Raw genomic sequence first — 17,965 nt, forward strand, 5'->3', positions numbered from 1 at the left:
TTTGCTACCTTAGCGCCTCAATCAGGCATGATGCATTTAGGAAAAGTATGAAACCGTTATTTTTGGCAATTAGTTTATTATTCTCTTGGCAGTCAATTGCAAGTGAAGAAACCACTGAACAAACCGAACCTCAAACGAGCCATGAACAAAAAGCCGAAAAGAAAGACGTACCTAGTTTAGAGTTTATTGAAGAAAAACCTGCAACAGAGCAAAAATTAGCATCTGAAACTGAAAAAGCGACAGCAGAAGCCACTAAAGTAGAAGAAAAAGCTGAAGAAGCTGCGAAGGCAACGAGTGAAACAACCACAAGCAGCGACGAACAAAAAGCGACAGCCGCAGCCTTAAAAGCGGTTGCAGAAGTTGATGATAGCAAAGTACTCGGTACACAAACCCCTGCACCTGCAGAGCAACCAAAAACAGTTGCCGAAAAACAGCAAGCCGTTGCAGAAGCAGAAAAAGCCGTTAACCAAGCAAAAGAAGCGCTAACAGCGAAGCAGCAAGAAAAAGCGCGTCAGTCCCGTGAGTCAATGGCAGTGATTGAACAGCTAATTGCAGCTTATAACGCGCGTAATATTGATGCATTCATTAAGATGTATGATGAAAACGTTGAGTTTTATACATTCCCGAATGAACTGATGTTCACCGGTAAAGAAAAGCTCATTGCACGATACGGCATTATGTTTAAAAAGCTAAAGTGCATTAAATCATCGCCAATTAAACGCATTGTACTCGGTAACATCGTGATTGATCACGAACTCTCAGAAACCTGTTCACAAGACCCGAAAGTCGTCGACAAGCGCTCTGAGTTCGTCACCAGCTACAAAATAGAGAACGGCAAAATAACCAAAGTGTTATTCTTCCGTTAGAAAAAAGAGCAGCTCAGCTGCTCTTTTTTTATGGGTGAAAGTTAGTTGAATTCAAGTTACAAGTCAGCGAGTTACAAGGGGAAAGGTGAAAGTTACGAGGAGGTAGCAGATTTTACATCGCGTCCTAGCTCAACGTAGGCGTGAAACTTGTTTCGCGCGTCTGACCGCTGAAGGCTGAAAGCTGAACGCTCCTAAACGTTGGTTGTTGCTTCGCTCGTCCCAACGAACTAGTCGGCCTGAAAATAGTTTTGCACTATTACTCTTCTACACTTCATTTATTTCAGGAATTACACCTTTTAAACGAGTGATATCTTCATCACTAACGTCGGCAAAATGTTTAAAGTGAGCCGGCCAATCTTTGCAATATTCTTCAATCTCTTTGATGATGTTTTTTGCTGCTGAAGTTGCTAGTCCAAATCGCTTAGCCTGAGATAAAAAATTGCTTTTACTTGCATAACGCCCATCATTACCAAAGCCAAGACCATGTTGTTTTGAGTTGTTGATTGGAGTGATGTCATAGGCTGGACTTAATCGCCAATTTTTTTGTGAAAATGAATATAGGAATGCATGATTGCGAGTGTGATCATCTGTATTACCAATATACGCATTGAACACCATTCGCTTAAACAGCTCTTCAGCATCACCTGCATTTTGCATTGTTTGGTGCCTAATAAATTCAGCTAATTGACCATATGAGTAGTCATTTGAAAGATCACTCATAGCAACTTTGGGTTTTTGAAGTAAGCTATTCGCACTTAAAAAGTGGTGTGTTGGTAACCCATTACTAACATCAAACCGCTCAACAAGTAGCACATCACCGGTATGTGTTTTATGAATAAAGGTAGGAGCCGTTCGAATACCAAGCTGTTTCGCCATTTTCATTGCAGCATGTTCAGCTCTGACTAGATTGAATAAATCATCTTGGCGATTGAATTTTGCTAAGTAGAGTTTGTTGTCAATTTGTATAGAGGTCTTTGGTCTAGCTCCCCCCATGCTTTGGCCAAATTCAAATGCTTTCTTAGCTTCATCAGAAATTGTTTTATTCGCCAGCAAGTCATCTTTAGCTTGGTCTAGCAAGGCTAAATCAGACAAGGTATTTTTGTTAGTTTTATGCTTTGAGGCACTTCGCGAGAGACTAAAAACAAGAGCTCCTACGCCATACCCAGACCCGGCTAATAAAAATTCTAACTCGTTTTTGGGTTTTGTAGTATGAAGCGAAAGAATTAACTTGCGCCCCCACGAATCAGCTCCTGCATCACTCAATACGCCAAATACACCTCTGTTTGCACTGTAATTGAAAATCCCCGACTTTAATGGCAGATGTATTGGATCTAGAGCAAAGGCATCGCTTCGGGCTAAATAGCTCTTACCATAGTTGAACTCACCTCGACCTGATTGATTATCTAATTTAAAGTAACCACAGATAACGGGTTTTTCTTCTAAACCATCTATAAAAACATAGCACTCAGAAGTCATCATTGATTTCCTGTGGTGAATTTCGTTTGCGTTGGCGAGCATTGTATCCACCTACTTCGGCCGCTAATTCATTTATTTCATCAAGAAGCGATCCCTGTAAGTTAAGTACAACCAGCGCTTCAAAAAGAATGTCACTTTTCACAACATCACCTTGCTCTAACTTTTGTACAGTCGAGCGTGATACCCCAATCATTTTCGCAAATGTACTTTGCGTATAATGAAGTGTTCGGTGCTGGCGTATCAAATCTCCCAGCTTTTGTGCCATTTTTGTTGCCTGTTCAGAACGCATATTGATTACTTTTATAATCATTAGATATTTAATGATTAGTTTAGCGGTATTTGGTGTTTTTGCAATAGAGGGGAATAAAGTTACAAGTTAGCGAGTTTCAAGGGGAAAGGAGAAGGTTACGAGATGCGAGATGTAGGAGGCGTTTTAACGCCGAACAAGTAGAAGCGATTTTACATCGCGTCCTAGCGCCTAGGACCTAGAGCCTAAACCCTAGCGCGTCTGAGAGCTTACGGCTGACAGCTGACCGCTCCTATACGTTGGGCCTTGCTCTGCTCGGCCCAACGCATCCTTCTTTCGTCTTGGCTAAACCGTTTCGTTTAACAACGAATTAAAGCTGTCGTTGTCGTGTAGGCTGGCAAACGCGCTTTCGTGTAATAGCTCGTTACGTAGGTTAGGAGAATACTCAAGGGCCATACGAATATCAGCCATTGCATCGGCGTGTTTGTGCAGTAACGCATAGGCACAAGCACGTTGCCAGTATGCATAGCCGTAGTCGCTATCAATTTCTAATGCTTGATTACAAAGCTCGATAGCTTCACCTGTTTCGTTTATTTCTAACAGTGCATCTGCTTTGTAGGCAATGGCTTCTACGTCTTCTGGTTTACGTTTTAAGATTTCGTCAAAAATCTCAATCTTATTCGCAACATCGCTTTCTAAATTGGCACGCATCCATAAAGAATGAACTTCATTGGTGATTGAGATCTTTTGTTGGTTTAATAAGATCTCTTCAGATCGCTCACGTAGTTTTTCTTCGAGTACTTTTAAACGCTCTTCATATTCTTTGGTAATCGCACTCACGCGTGTATTAACAATATCTTCTACTTTATTTTTAACATCACGCAGTGAATTCCAGCCGACTAAAACCAAAATTGAAGCAGTAATCGTAATAATGAAAAATACATTATTAATAGTGTCTGTTGTATAAGTTAATGCACGGTCGGCAGTATCTAGTTGCGTATGAGCAACTTGCTTTGTCACATCTTCGCGCAGCTTTTGTTGGTCTTGGCGCACAGCTTTTAATTCATCAAGAATATAGCGCTCTAACAATGGCTTATACATAGGTTCTTGAAGCTTATCGAGAGCTTGCTGCTGCTCTGCTTCAGAAAGTACAGGGCGATTCTCTGGTTCATTTTGAGCTGCTGCAAGTGTGCTAAAGCTCATTAAAAAAGTGATTAAAATTAAGGTATAACGCATGACATATAAAATTTTAGTGATTTCTGAGGTAACTGTAACATGCGTGGGCACTGCGGACTAGGCAAAAAAAAACCAGCTCGGGGGAGAGCTGGCCAAACTGCTTAAACAACATAAAGTCGTAAGGGGTATCAACAGGAGTTAGGTACAATATACCCTTTTTAATCTGAACAACTACTTAATACTAAATGAGTTTTTAAAAACTTAACTTCGTTCTGTCAGAATCACAATGTTCGTCTAGACTTAAGGAATCGTAAAACTAAAAGGTGAGAGTATGCGCCAACAACTAGTCCAACTGCTGTATGGAGTATCAATTTCTTCTGATCTTGATAGTGGCAATGTTGAATTAGCTGAACGCTTAATTCTGAATGCTGTACTTGATGGCCTTGAAATTGGCCGAGCAGGGATCTGGCTGTTAAATGAAGAAAACACCGCAATTGAATGCCGGTTATTACTCGATAGAGAAAACGGCAAAGAAATCCAAATGTTAGTGCTCCCTCGTGATGCATTTCCTGATTATTTTAAAGCACTCGACACACAACGTACGATTACCGCAGTAGATGCTCATACCGACCCTGCCACCTTTGAATTTAGTGAAAGTTACCTAAAACCTCTTAACATAGGTGCAATGCTCGATGCGCCAATTCGTTATAAAGGAAAAATGATAGGTATATTTTGCTGTGAGCATATAGGTGGCAAGCGGCAATGGACAGAAGATGAATGCTCATTTATTGGTGCTTTGGCAGATCTTTATGGCAGAGCGCTCTCGGCACAAGAAAACGAACGCATCAATGCTGAACTTGAACGTGCCAATCAGCACCTAGAACAACGTGTTGCAGAACGAACGCGTACGCTTGAAAAAACCTTATCTGAACTGACCGCAATGCAAGAAAAACTCATAGAAGCCGAAAAAATGGCTTCACTGGGTAATCTTGTTGCGGGGATTGCCCATGAGGTAAATACGCCGATTGGCATAGCTGTCACAGCAAATAGTTCGGCAAAAGATAAGCTAAATACGCTTAATAAACAAATAGATTCAAATACCTTAACAAAAGCGGCCCTACTTGAAGGCATGAATCATTTAAACGAGTGTATAAAAATATCGTTTACCAACCTTGAGCGGGCCGCAAAGCTCATCAGTGACTTTAAACAAACGGCGGTTGATCAATCATCGCTTAATTTACTCGAAACCAACATTAAAGATTACTTTGAAAACATCTTACATAGCTTAATGCCACTTACACGTAGTCATAGTGTTGAAGTAAACATCAACTGTGTTGATGACCTTTCACTTATAACCGTTCCGGGGGCGCTTAGCCAAATATTCTTAAATCTTGTAAATAACAGCTGTGTACACGGATTTGTTGGCCGTGAGCAAAACCGCATAGATATCGCTGTAAGCATAGATAATGACAATCACAGCTACACTATTACCTATAAAGACAACGGTCATGGCATGACTGAAGATGTGATGCACAAAGTGTTTGAGCCATTTTTCACTACCAAGCGAGGCAGTGGCGGCAGTGGTTTAGGTATGTCGATAGTTTATAACCTTGCAACGCAAGCGCTACAAGGCGAAGTGAGCATTGATAGCAAACCTGATAAGGGCGTTACTGTCACCTTCAAATTGCCGCAAAAACTCACATAACTAATTAATATTTATACAAGTTGTAGGCTAAACAATCTGGTGACTGGGTAATAAAATTAAAAATTAATCAGTTTGCTTGGCAAGACAAGAAATATCCGAGCATTTGTTATCTTTGCAAAACTGTTTAATACGTTTTTTAGAAAATAAATAATTAATGCTCAAAGGCGTTATCAACAGCGCTAGCCAAAACAACACCGAGCTTCTAAAGGTTAGCGCCACAAGCGATGCGACTACCAGCCCTGTTAACATCAAAATAGGTAAATTGGCGATAAAAAAGTTAATGCTTAGTTGTCTAGCAACGTAAGGATTAATGGTTTTCATAAGGGCTACTCGCTGTTAAAAAATACCCTTATAAAATGGACGGTTTTGTTAAATGAATCAAATCAGATTTTTCTATCGGTGCAATCGATTTAAAACCATGTTCTGGATCTAGCTTTATTTATATACAACTCCTATAGTTTTAAACAACAGGAACTTATTTGCTATTAGTTATTCATAACTATTAGAAAATCTCTCTTTATGACGAAAGGGATAAAAGCGACTTTTTAGCGTTTCGTCATATTTTTAGCTTATGAGGAGCATATAATGAGTAATGGAAAAACGGGCCAATGCCCGGTAATGCATGGTAGTAACACTGTCACCGCTCAATCAAATACTGACTGGTGGCCAAACGCGCTCAATTTCGACATTCTTCATCAACACGACAGCAAAACGAATCCTTACGGCAAAGACTTTAATTACGCAGAAGCTTTCAAATCTCTTGACCTTGAAGCCGTTAAAACCGATTTAAAAAATCTAATGACCGAAAGCCAAGAATGGTGGCCAGCTGACTGGGGCCATTACGGTGGTTTAATGATCCGTATGGCATGGCACTCAGCGGGTTCATACCGTTTAGAAGATGGCCGTGGTGGCGGTGGTACAGGTAACCAACGTTTTGCGCCATTAAATTCGTGGCCAGATAACGCTAACTTAGACAAAGCTCGTCGTTTACTTTGGCCAATCAAAAAGAAATACGGTAACAAGCTTTCTTGGGCAGATTTAATGATCTTAGCCGGTAATATGGCATATGAATCAATGGGTTTAAAAACCTTTGGCTTTGCCGGTGGCCGCGAAGATATTTGGCACCCAGAAAAAGACGTATACTGGGGCGCTGAAAAAGAATGGTTAGCACCCAGTGATGAGCGTTATTCAAATGTAGCTAAACCAGACACTATGGAAAACCCATTGGCAGCGGTACAAATGGGCTTAATTTATGTAAACCCTGAAGGGGTGAATGGTAACCCTGATCCGCTTAAAACAGCGGAGCAAGTTCGCGAAACATTTGCCCGTATGGCGATGGATGACGAAGAAACTGCAGCGCTTACAGTCGGTGGCCACACTGTGGGTAAAACTCATGGTAATGGTAGTGAAGAAAACGTAGGCCCTGAGCCAGAAGCAGCTGATGTATTCGAGCAAGGTCTTGGCTGGAACAACCACAACTCACGCGGTATTGGTCGCGATACGATGACATCAGGCATCGAAGGCGCGTGGACCACTCACCCAACTAAATGGGATAACGGTTATTGCTACTTGCTGCTTAATTACGAGTGGGAACTCAAGAAGAGCCCTGCAGGTGCGTGGCAGTGGGAACCAATCGATATTAAGGAAGAAGACAAACCAGTTGATGTAGAAGATCCATCAATTCGTTTAAACCCTATTATGACCGACGCCGATATGGCGATGAAGATGGACCCAACCTATCGTAAAATTATCGAGCGATTTAATGATGATTTTGAATACTTTAGTGATGTGTTTGCACGTGCATGGTTCAAACTGACGCACCGTGACCTAGGTCCTAAATCACGTTATTTAGGTGCCGATGTACCAAGCGAAGATCTGATTTGGCAAGATCCGATCCCAGCGGTTGATTACACCTTATCAGACAGCGAAATTAGCGAGCTTAAAACCAAGCTTCTTAATTGTGGTGTAAGCCAAGCAGACTTAATTGCAACTGCATGGGATAGCGCGCGTACTTATCGTGGTTCAGACCATCGCGGTGGTGCAAATGGTGCTCGTATTCGCCTAGCGCCACAAAAAGATTGGCAAGGTAATGAACCAGAGCGTTTAGCCAAAGTATTAAGCGCACTCGAGTCAGTACAAGCGGGTTTAAGCAAACCAGTAAGCCTCGCTGATTTAATTGTTCTGGGTGGTTCAGCTGCGGTTGAGCAAGCAGCAAAAGCGGCGGGTGTTGATATAACCGTGCCATTTGCGCCTGGCCGTGGTGATGCCACAGACGAGATGACAGATGCAGACTCGTTCGACGTACTTGAGCCAATTCACGATGGTTTCCGTAACTGGCTGAAAAAAGACTACGCAGTTTCAGCAGAAGAGCTAATGTTAGAGCGTACGCAATTAATGGGCTTAACAGCACCAGAAATGACCGCTCTTGTTGGTGGCATGCGTGTTCTTGGTACTAATCATAACGGTACTTTACACGGTGTATTTACAGATAACGTAGGCACACTCAGTACTGACTTTTTCGTTAACCTAACCGATATGGCTAATACGTGGAAACCACTAGGTAAAGGCTATTACGACATCATTGATCGCAGCACAGGTGTAACTAAATGGACAGCAACACGCGTTGATTTAGTGTTTGGTTCAAACTCAATCCTACGCTCATACGCAGAGTTTTACGCGCAAGACGACAACAACGAACGTTTTGTAAAAGACTTTGTCGACGCATGGGTCAAAGTAATGAACGCCGATCGATTCGACATTTAACTTAAAATTCCGTTAAGTACAAAGGCCACACAGTTTAACTGTGTGGCCTTTTTTATTTAGAGAAGTTAGCGAGTTACAAGGGGAAAGGGGAAAGTTACGAGGTAAGAGATGCGAGATTCGAGGTGGCAGCGATTTTACATCTCGTCCTAGCTCCTAGCGCCTAATGTCTTCACCGTAGGCGTGAAACTTGTTTCGCGCGTCTGACCTGAAGGCTGAAAGCTCCTTTACTTCTCAACCCCAAACCAGTAACTATTTTGAAAAATACTCTCTTTTAACTCTCTTTCACTGTAGGCATACGTGCTTTGCCAAAACAGACGATCAAAAAGGTACTTATCACCTTCTTTAGCAAGAATTTTAAAATTGAATAATGATGAATAGGCAACTTCTTGATTTGCTAATACTTCATCTTTACAGCTAGCGTAATCAACCGCATTTGGGCACTGAGACATCATTGCAAAGCTAATGCTCTTATCAGCTTCTAATTGCCAATAACTACTTGGTGTAAAGTTAGCTCTGTTTTCGAGGCCATATTGGTCAGCGTAATAGAAGCTGCCTTTACCATCATCATTTATATACCAGTATATCTTCTGGTTGCCGCTGGTATAGCCTTGACGTAAGTAACTAAATAGCTGCTTATAGTCATCAAGTGTGATGGTTGAATCATCAATCACTTCCATAAATTCATAGCCTAAGCGAGCTTGGCGTTCGTCTTTATTTCGTTCGCGCGCCATGATCATTTTGCCATCAGGCTGAGTGAAAAATTGTAAGCTCGTATCTAGGCCATTGCCTGTTACTTTAACGGTGTCGCCATTATTGTCTAAGTCGTAATGCCAGTTAAACGAGTCAGTATTTTCAGGCGTATTAAATGTTACCGTTGCAGTATCGGCGGCAGTGATGGTGAAAAATGTTGGTAAATAGCGGAACGTTAGGCCTTCACCTGTATCTGAATTTTTGTTATTCAAACGGCCTGTATATGATTTGCCTACTGTAAGCTCAGGAACTGCAATAGGGGTGAGTTTTCGCAGTGCGCTAATCGTTGTTTTTACTTGCAATGCTTCAGCAAGTTCGGCTGACTCATTAATATAATTCTGAGCACTTTCATCTTGATAAGTTAGAGCATGACGTAGTTTTAGCACTAAAAAGTCATCAAATTGGGCAATGACTTCTGCATCAACAAGATCAAGATCAAATGCAACATCTACCTCATGACCAAGGTTACTAAATTGCTTTGTGCTTTGAGTTACAACTAATGTATCACTCTCAATTTTTAATGTTTTGCCATCTAACGACGCCGAAAATTCAGCATGAGGGAATGACGTAGTATTTCCTGAAGCCGTCGGAATAAAGCTTGCTAAAGGTACTTCAAAATAACTTTCCCCGCCCGCTGCACTTAAATAATTAACAGAGTGGAATGAGCTTTGCTCTACATCAGCGTAGTACGCAGAGCTAAACTCTGAATTTGATTTATAAAGGGTAACTACTTCGCCTTTATCGGTTGAAACATTAAAAAGCTCAACACGAATAGCATCATCGCGCTTAGCCAACACTTCCATTTCAAGAAGGGCTTGTTGATTACATTCATGCAAGCAATCAATCGCTTGGGTATTTAATGCAATCACATCAGGGTTCGACCAATCAAAACGGCTTAGCTCACCATTTTGAGCAATTACCCCGGCATCTTCAGTAGCAAATACCAGCTCTACGCTACCATCGCTTGACTGCCAGTTACCCATCACTTCGCTATTGCTAAGCTCAATCGGTTGCCATGCTGCACGGTTTTCGGCAACATTAACGGTTAAGGTATATTGGTTACTTGCTTTACCATCAGACACTTCTACAGTAAAAGCGTGGTTAGCTACTTCGAATAGGCTTGGCTCTGCACTAAAAGTTACTTGATTACTGCTGGTGGTTACATTTAGCCACTCTGGCTTATCAATAATCGTTGTAGTAACACTGTCGTTTTGCTCATCTTTTAAATCAACAACTAAATTAGTTGATTCAAGCGCTTTGGCTGAGAGAGTGAGTGAGCCAGAAAGTGTCGGTGCAGTATTCTGCCCTACTTTTACATCTGGCGTTTTATCTGTTGATGAACCGCCACCACAGGCTGTTAGAGCCAGTGTTAATGTCGATACGCTGAGAAGCTTTTTCATTTAGGTCCCTTAAATTTATTGTTCTATTGAAATCAAAGAAATTTAAGTTACCTAAAACGGGTAACCCAGTAAAGTGAATATGTAACTGAACGTAAACAAAAAAGGTGAGCTAACTTGCTCACCTTTTAGGGGAAAGGGTTATTGCGCTTGTTGCGCAACATGGTCCATATATTCGTCAAACGTGCCCTGAAAATCGATAAGCTGTTGATCTTTAATATCGATGATACGAGTCGCTAAAGACGATACAAACTCACGGTCGTGGCTTACAAAAATTAGCGTGCCTTGGTAATCTTTTAATGCATTATTGAGTGCTTCAATGGCTTCCATATCCATGTGGTTGGTTGGCTCATCCATTATTAGCACGTTGATGTCTTGCATCATTAGCTTACCAAACAATAGGCGGTTCTTTTCACCACCCGAGCAGTTACGGGCTTTTTTGTTAGCGTCATCTGCGGTGAACAATAAACGGCCTAACATAGCACGCACCATTAAATCGTTGTGCTTAGCGGTGCGCCACTGCGACATCCAATCAAATAAAGTTAAGTCGTTATCAAACTCTTTACTGCTGTCTTGCGGGCAATAACCAATGCTGGCATTTTCAGACCACTTAACCACACCTTCGTTACTTTGTAATTCATTCACTAGGCAGCGTAATAGGGTGGTTTTACCAACACCGTTTTCACCAATAACCGCAAGCTTAGCACCAGCTTCAAGTAGTAGCTCACCGCCGCTGAACAGGGTTTCGCCATCAAAGCCATGACCTAATTTAGTAAGCTCTAATGCTTGGCGATACATTTTTTTGCCTTCGTCAAAACGGAGTGACGGGCTAATACGGCTTGACGCTTTTACTTCATCAAGCTTAATTTTATCCATGCGCTTAGCACGAGAACTCGCTAGTTTTGCTTTTGATGCGTTAGCACCAAAACGGTTTACGAACTCTTGTAACTCGTCAATTTCAGCGCTCTTCTTAGCGTTTTCAGCAAGTAGCTGTTCGCGTTGCAAGCTTGAAGCTTCGATCCACTTTTCGTAGTTACCTGGGTAAATTCGTAGCTCACCGTAATCGATATCGGCCATGTGTGTACACACCGAGTTTAAAAAGTGACGGTCGTGCGAGATAATAATCATCGTACATTTACGCTGGTTAAGCTCGTTAGCTAGCCAAGTGATGGTGTGAATATCAAGGTTATTGGTTGGCTCATCAAGAAGCAAAATATCAGGGTTTGCAAATAGCGCTTGTGCTAACAGCACACGAAGTTTCCAGCCCGGCGCAACGTTTGCCATTAAGCCATAATGAAACTCTTGCTCAATACCCGCTTGGATCAAAATTTCTTCTGCGCGGCTTTCTGCTGTGTAGCCATCCATTTCGGCAAAAATGCTTTCAAGCTCAGCGACTTTCATGCCGTCTTCTTCACTCATTTCTGGCAGTGAGTAGATACGGTCGCGCTCTTGTTTTACTTTCCAAAGTTCTGCATCACCCATGATCACTGCATCAACCACAGTGTATTGCTCAAATGCAAATTGATCTTGGCTTAGCGTACCTAGCTTTAAACCCGGTGCAATCGACACATTGCCAGACGTTGGCACAAGCGCACCACTTAGAATTTTCATAAAGGTCGATTTGCCGCAGCCATTCGCACCAATTAAACCATAGCGGTTACCGTTACCAAACTTAGCTGAAATGTTCTCAAACAGAGGCTCTGCACCAAATTGCATGGTGATATTTGCGGTTGAAATCAACGAATTGTTCCTAGAAAAATACTGACAGGGTTATGGGCGCAGCAACTGCGAAAATAAACAAGCAATAGGGTAAATAATAGGCCGCGGATTATACAGATCAGCCCCTAATAACGCTATTAAAAAAGAGAAAGTTTCAAGTTACGAGGGGAAAGAGTAAAGGGGAAAGTTGCTAGATAAGAGATGCGAGGTAGTAGCGATTTCACATCGCGTCTTAGAACCTAGAGTCTAGCACCTGATGTTTCCCGCGTAGGACTGGCTTTAGCCGGGAAATGTCTTAAGTTACAAGGGGAAAGAATAAAGATGCGAGATACGAGGTAGCAGCGATTTCACATCGCGCCCCAGCACCTAGCGCCTATGTTTCAATCGTAGGCGTGAAACTTGTTTCGCGCGTCTAAGAGATGAAGGCTTAAAGCTCTTATTTATTTTTGGTTCGGCACTGAAGTACCTCCTACAAGACCTCCTACAAACGGAACAAATTACGAAAAAAACCTGAAAATATATAAATATAGTTAATACTTTAGGGAAATCGGGCGATAATACTAAGTAATATGACAGCAAAGGTGGATTCAATGTCTGCAAGTATTTCATTCAATAACTTGAGCATCACAAAAAAAATACACGCCATAACATGCATTGCCATAACGGCATTTGTCATTATTGTGGTGACGAACTATATCGCGATGAATGACAATAAAATCTCGCTCGACGAGCTAGAAAAGTCGTCTTATCAGGTAGTAAAACTTACTTCAGAAAATGTAGCATTACTCGAAAAACTAGATGAGTTATATACTCAAGCAGTCACGTTTGGTGAGTCAGACTTAGTGGATAGTGCTGCGCAAACATATAAAACAATTAACGAAAATCTACAAAACATCATCAGCATCAACGACAGCTATGTGCATGCCGATACCAAAAAACAATTAGAGCTTTATGCACAAACCTCGTCGAGTATTGCAACCTCAATGATCGATGGCACTGCTGACTTTAGTAAAATTCAGCAGCAAGCACAGCAAAAAACACAGCAATATGAGGCTGTTTTAGCGGGATTTAAACGTGCACAAACCCGCGCAGACGACCGCTTTTTTGAACTAGTGCAAGCAACCAAAGCGCGTTCAGACAACGCACTAAACTTAATGCTTATTGTGTCTGTAGTGTCACTGATTCTGCTTATTGCTACCTCAATTTGGATTGCCCGTGGAATTGGCTCATCAGCAAGTGCTGCGGCAGATAACTTACGTCTATTAGCCGACGGTAAAGGCTCACTAAGCACACAACTTGAAGTACACGCTAAAGATGAAATTGGCCAAGTGTCAATTAACTTTAATGCGTTTATACAGCTGTTAAAAGCGGCGGTACTTGAGGTAATAGCGGTTTGTGAACCATTAATGGAGAACTCAACGCGACTTGTGCAAGGTATGGAACGTGCAGAGCGTGCAACAACCAAACAAACATCCGATGCTGAAATCGTGAAGCAGTCGATGGAAGAAATGCGTCAAAGTGTTGCTGATATTTCTCATTCAGCGGCAAATGCATCGCAAGCTGCGCAAACAGCCGAGCGCGAAGTTGAGCAAAGCAGAACGCAAATACGACGTTCTGTTACTGAGTCGAAAACATTAAGTGATGAGATTAACCAAGCAGCATCAACAATTAATCAATTGGAGAATGATACTAAAAATGTCACACAAATCTTGAATGTGATCACTTCAATTGCCGAGCAAACTAATCTGCTTGCTTTAAACGCGGCAATTGAGGCTGCGCGCGCAGGTGAACAAGGCCGTGGCTTTGCGGTTGTAGCTGATGAAGTACGTGAGCTTGCCTCAAGAACGTCGCACTCAACCAACGAAATCAGAGAGCTGCTTTCAACACTAACAACAGCAGCAAGCGACGCGGTAATTGCTATGAACTCGGCTCGTGATATGGCTATAAACAATGCCGAAGCGGCTGAAAATACAGGGCAATCGATTGATAAAATCTCTGAGCAGATTTTAGAAATTAACGGTATGAATTCACAAATTGCAGCGGCCACCGAAGAGCAAACATCGGTTGCTAGTATGGTTGTTGAGAACGTGTCGAATATGCATATGTCGTTTGAAGAAACAATGGATTCATTGTCGGCAGTACGTGATGTCGCGAAAAACCTTCATTACCTGTCTGACTCGTTACTCGACGCCACAGCTAAATTTAAAATTGAGTAATTTAAGCGCATAAAAAACCAGGCATTGCCTGGTTTTTTATTAACCGTAGTAAGGACTTAAAAAGTACCGACTACTTTAACTTTATCAGTTACTTTTGCTGCATCGATATAACCAATGGCGTCGCCGTTGGCTGCAACAAAATCAATAACAGCTTGATCGTTTGCTAGTTTCTCAGGCGGAGTACCTTTACCAGTAAACACCAGTTTCGACCAATAAGCGTTAAGCTGGCTGCTCGACTTACCAACAACCTTATCGTTAAACTCATCGCTTACGCTGTTGCTGTCTTGGTTTACCGGGTTTACTTTAGTGCCATCGTCAAACGATTTTGTCTTGCCAAGGTAAATCTTTTTGATTGTTCCTTCATCAATAGCATTGCCATTTGCAGGATTTACAATAACAGCAACCTCAGCAAATGCAGCGTGCGAGCAAAGAGTCATTGCTGTAGCGATTAATAATTTTTTCATCATGAGCTCCAATTAAAAAACTAAATCAACAGCAACAGCAACAACGTCGGTTTCTGTATCTGAAATGTCATCTTCAAAGCGGCTGAAATCTACTTTTAATGCAGCAGATGGGTGGAAGTCATAACGAGTACCAATGGTATATACATTGCTTTTTGCTCTAACGCCTTCAAGCACCTGATTAATACCCGCGTTTAAAGCAGGTACTGCAGGTAGCGCGTTGTAGCGATTGCTATCGTGTTTGTCGTCGTTATTTTCGTAAGTTAAGTGCACAATCCACTCATCCATACGGTAACCAACAGACGTGTAGTATTGAGTTTGTTTAGCAAGAGCACTGTTTTCTACTTCAAACTCAGTGTATTCAGCATCAAACAGAATGTCGTTGTAATCAATTGAAAAGCCCACAGCGAAGAAAGAACCATCATCTTCGTCTACAGCAATATCATCTGCTTGATCAATAAAGCCCGCAGCGCGAAGAGTTTGCTCAAGGCCATTAAGTGCAACACCTGCATCGGTGTCATTTTCAATTGCAATTGTTGTATCAGCTACAAAGTAAGCAGCACGAGCGCTGAACCAGTCATAGCTCATTGTCCAGTTTATACCAGCAATATCATTAAGCTCTGTATCGCCATTAACCGATACCACAGCAATGTTGCCATCGAAGCTACCGTAAATAACTTGCACGGTTGAATCCCAATCACCTAATTGGGTGTTGTGTAATAGGCTTAGGCCTTCATACGTCGAAAACGGGAGGTTATAAACAGATTGCGGCGGACGAACCCAACGGTAAGTGTAACCAACGTCTAAGAAGTCTGAATAACGGTAAAAAGGAACACGCATTTTACCTGCACTCACCTGAAGCTCATCGCTGAACTCATAGGTTAAATAAGCCCATTCAAACTCAGCATCAAAATCATCGCTACCACGAGCCACAATTTGTGCCGTAGCGCTTAGCTTTTCTTGTAAATCTGCTGAAAGTTGCAATGCGAACATACTTTCGTTTTTAAACGAAATATCGTCATCGTAACCGTAAAGAGTAGCGTCGTCGTCAAGGGCTTTACCGCCAACAATAGAAGCAAAGCCGTTTATGCGAACCTCTGCCATTGTGTTTGCAGACACAAAAGCAGCACATAGAGCCAATGCAATAGGAAGTTTTTTCATTGTGTATCCCTAGTATTTAGTGTGAAAATGTTGATTTCGCTTAATGTTATAGTAGTACGTAGCGAAATGGGCGACACAAGTTACAGATAAATTGTAACTACATCAATGAATACGTCGTTATTTTTCACAAAAACGGTACTAAAAGTGGGGAAAGAGTAAAGTTGCGAGATGCGAGATAAGAGTTTCGAGATACGAGGAGAAAGTTGCGAGATGTAGGAGGCGTTTTAACGCCGAACAAGTAGCAGCGATTTAACATCGCGTCCAAGCGCCTAGAACCTAGCGCCCAAAACCTAGCACCTAATGTATTCATGCGTCTGAGGGCTTACGGCTGACCACTCTTGTTTTGTCGCAACTCGATTCTCGTTTCAACCACTTACCCCAACTTACTAAAATCTACTTCTGGTAGGCTCTCAAATCCAGGGCGAGCGAAGAAATACCTTTGCATTAAACTTACGCCGGCTTGGCGCAACCATTGATATTCTTCAACTGTTTCAATGCCTTCGGCGAGGGCGGTAATGTTGAGCTCTTCAAACATAGCAATACAATGGTTCACTATGATTTGGCGCGCTTTATTTAGGTGAATATCGCGTATTAGCTCCATATCGAGCTTAATAATATTGCTCTGAAAATCAGCCAACAAATTTAAACCCGAATACCCAGAGCCAAAGTCGTCGGTTGCGGTAATAAATCCGAGTGATTGGTAATATTCGATCACGCGTTTTATGTGCGTACTGTCTTCAACCTGTTCAACCTCGGTAAACTCAAACATAATCTGTTCTACTGGAAAACCATATTGTTTAGCAGCTTCAAGGGTTGTTCTAATACAGCGCTCAGGTTTGTAAATCGCGTTAGGTAAAAAGTTAATACTCAAAATAGAATCAAGCTTAAGCTTAGCGGCAAGCGAAATAGCTTTAATACGACAAAGCTGATCGAAGGTATAGCGGTTCTCATCGTTAACTTGTGAGATAACAGAATAAGCCGGCTCATTATTAGGCCCTCTAACCAAAGCCTCATAGCCAAAAATGTGTTTATCGGTGCAATCAATAATTGGCTGAAAAGCCATTGTAAAATCAAAACCAAGTTCTAATTTGTCTTTACAGTTATTGCAACCTGATGGCTGGCAATGAGTTTGCTTGTCGTGCATGCTTACCTCAGACTAAAGTCTTCTTAATACATAATAGTGCAAGTAAATTGCCAATTGTGCAATGTTGTTGAGTTAAAAGTATAAAACTATAAAGAAAATATGTAGCTGCCGTTTTACACAGTTCAAACAGGCATTTATTCACTGTAGGTTCTTTATTCACAAAGATAAGTGAATGAGAAGATAATGAGGATTTAATGTACTTCTCTAAAGCGTAGCGTATCTTAGCCTCTTTGTGAGTATTGGTTTTTCTCTGCGAAGAGCGAAGCGCCTCGGCGCCCTCAGTGGTTCCAGTATTTTTTGCACAAAGAGAAGTGAATGAGAAGACAATGAGGATTTAGTGTATTCCTCTAAAGCGCAGCGTCTCTTAGCCTCTTTGTGAGTATTGGTTTTTCTCTGTGAAGAGCGAAGCGCCTCGGCGCCCTCTGTGGTTCCGGTATTTTTTGCACAAAGAGAAGTGAATGAGAAGACAATGAGATACAAGTTAAGCCAATTAGTTTCTTCCTCTAAAGCGCAGCGTTTCTTAGCCTCTTTGTGAGTATTGGTTTTTCTCTGTGAAGCGCGAAGCGCCTCGGTGACCTCTGTGGTTCAAAAATTCTTATGCACAATGAGAAGTGAATGAGAAGACAATGAGATACAAGTTAAGCCAATTAGTTTTTTCCTCTAAAGCGCAGCGTCTCTTAGCCTCTTTGTGAGTATTGGTTTTTCTCTGTGCAGCGCGAAGCGCCACTGTGCCCTCTGTGGTTCCAATATTTTTTGCACAAAGAGAAGTGAATGAGAAGACAATGAGGATTTAGTGTATTCCTCTAAAGATAATTGGACTCCCCCAACCACCGAAGGTTGGACTAACATTTAAGTTAGCAGACCAAAATGTTATGGGAGTCCAT

The 17,965-nt window shown here is 41.8% G+C and carries 13 protein-coding genes; 4 read left to right on the forward strand and 9 right to left on the reverse strand.

Annotated elements, in window-relative coordinates:
- Positions 1 to 47 precede the first annotated feature (47 nt).
- The gene (locus HUS62_RS16535) at positions 48 to 866 is read left to right on the forward strand and encodes a nuclear transport factor 2 family protein (protein ID WP_175080456.1); all 819 of its coding nucleotides are present in this window, start codon (positions 48 to 50) and stop codon (positions 864 to 866) included.
- 264 nt (positions 867 to 1,130) lie between these two features.
- Here HUS62_RS16535 and HUS62_RS16540 read toward each other — a convergent pair whose 3' ends face one another.
- The 3 genes from HUS62_RS16540 to HUS62_RS16550 all read right to left on the reverse strand — a co-directional run bounded on the left by HUS62_RS16540 (position 1,131) and on the right by HUS62_RS16550 (position 3,825).
- Entirely contained in the window at positions 1,131 to 2,342 is a 1,212-nt protein-coding gene (locus HUS62_RS16540) for a type II toxin-antitoxin system HipA family toxin (protein ID WP_175080468.1), read from the reverse strand.
- Entirely contained in the window at positions 2,332 to 2,631 is a 300-nt protein-coding gene (locus tag HUS62_RS16545) for a helix-turn-helix transcriptional regulator (RefSeq protein ID WP_058584433.1), read from the reverse strand. The genes HUS62_RS16540 and HUS62_RS16545 overlap by 11 nt, the downstream gene beginning before the upstream one ends.
- Before the next feature lie 303 nt (positions 2,632 to 2,934).
- Positions 2,935 to 3,825: a TPR end-of-group domain-containing protein gene (locus HUS62_RS16550; protein ID WP_175080457.1), complete on the reverse strand. Its 891-nt coding sequence runs from the start codon at positions 3,823 to 3,825 to the stop codon at positions 2,935 to 2,937.
- Positions 3,826 to 4,096: 271 nt separating this feature from the next.
- Between HUS62_RS16550 and HUS62_RS16555 the strand changes: the two genes are divergently transcribed.
- Positions 4,097 to 5,470, forward strand: coding sequence for a GAF domain-containing sensor histidine kinase (locus HUS62_RS16555; RefSeq protein WP_175080458.1), 1,374 nt, complete (start codon positions 4,097 to 4,099; stop codon positions 5,468 to 5,470).
- Positions 5,471 to 5,533: 63 nt separating this feature from the next.
- On the opposite strand, the gene HUS62_RS16560 is transcribed toward HUS62_RS16555, so the two are convergent.
- Positions 5,534 to 5,791 (reverse strand): hypothetical protein, encoded by a 258-nt coding sequence (locus tag HUS62_RS16560; protein WP_175080459.1) that lies wholly within the window; start codon positions 5,789 to 5,791, stop codon positions 5,534 to 5,536.
- Between the two features lie 264 nt (positions 5,792 to 6,055).
- Between HUS62_RS16560 and katG the strand changes: the two genes are divergently transcribed.
- A complete protein-coding gene (gene katG, locus HUS62_RS16565; RefSeq protein WP_054563203.1) occupies positions 6,056 to 8,233 on the forward strand; it encodes a catalase/peroxidase HPI in 2,178 nt (725 codons plus the stop codon).
- 224 nt (positions 8,234 to 8,457) lie between these two features.
- On the opposite strand, the gene HUS62_RS16570 is transcribed toward katG, so the two are convergent.
- The gene (locus HUS62_RS16570) at positions 8,458 to 10,383 is read right to left on the reverse strand and encodes a hypothetical protein (RefSeq protein ID WP_175080460.1); all 1,926 of its coding nucleotides are present in this window, start codon (positions 10,381 to 10,383) and stop codon (positions 8,458 to 8,460) included.
- 138 nt (positions 10,384 to 10,521) lie between these two features.
- Positions 10,522 to 12,120, reverse strand: coding sequence for an ABC-F family ATPase (locus HUS62_RS16575; protein ID WP_175080461.1), 1,599 nt, complete (start codon positions 12,118 to 12,120; stop codon positions 10,522 to 10,524).
- Between the two features lie 569 nt (positions 12,121 to 12,689).
- On the opposite strand from HUS62_RS16575, the gene HUS62_RS16580 reads away from it, so the two are divergent.
- Entirely contained in the window at positions 12,690 to 14,315 is a 1,626-nt protein-coding gene (locus tag HUS62_RS16580) for a methyl-accepting chemotaxis protein (protein ID WP_175080462.1), read from the forward strand.
- Positions 14,316 to 14,371: 56 nt separating this feature from the next.
- Here HUS62_RS16580 and HUS62_RS16585 read toward each other — a convergent pair whose 3' ends face one another.
- The 3 genes from HUS62_RS16585 to HUS62_RS16595 form a co-directional block, all read right to left on the reverse strand.
- Entirely contained in the window at positions 14,372 to 14,779 is a 408-nt protein-coding gene (locus tag HUS62_RS16585; RefSeq protein ID WP_175080463.1) for a phosphate ABC transporter substrate-binding protein, read from the reverse strand.
- Positions 14,780 to 14,791: 12 nt separating this feature from the next.
- Positions 14,792 to 15,937 (reverse strand): porin, encoded by a 1,146-nt coding sequence (locus HUS62_RS16590; RefSeq protein WP_175080464.1) that lies wholly within the window; start codon positions 15,935 to 15,937, stop codon positions 14,792 to 14,794.
- Positions 15,938 to 16,310: 373 nt separating this feature from the next.
- Entirely contained in the window at positions 16,311 to 17,081 is a 771-nt protein-coding gene (locus HUS62_RS16595) for an EAL domain-containing protein (protein WP_175080465.1), read from the reverse strand.
- Positions 17,082 to 17,965 lie beyond the last annotated feature (884 nt).

Source organism: Pseudoalteromonas sp. 0303 (assembly GCF_013349995.1).
Classification (GTDB): Bacteria; Pseudomonadota; Gammaproteobacteria; order Enterobacterales; family Alteromonadaceae; genus Pseudoalteromonas.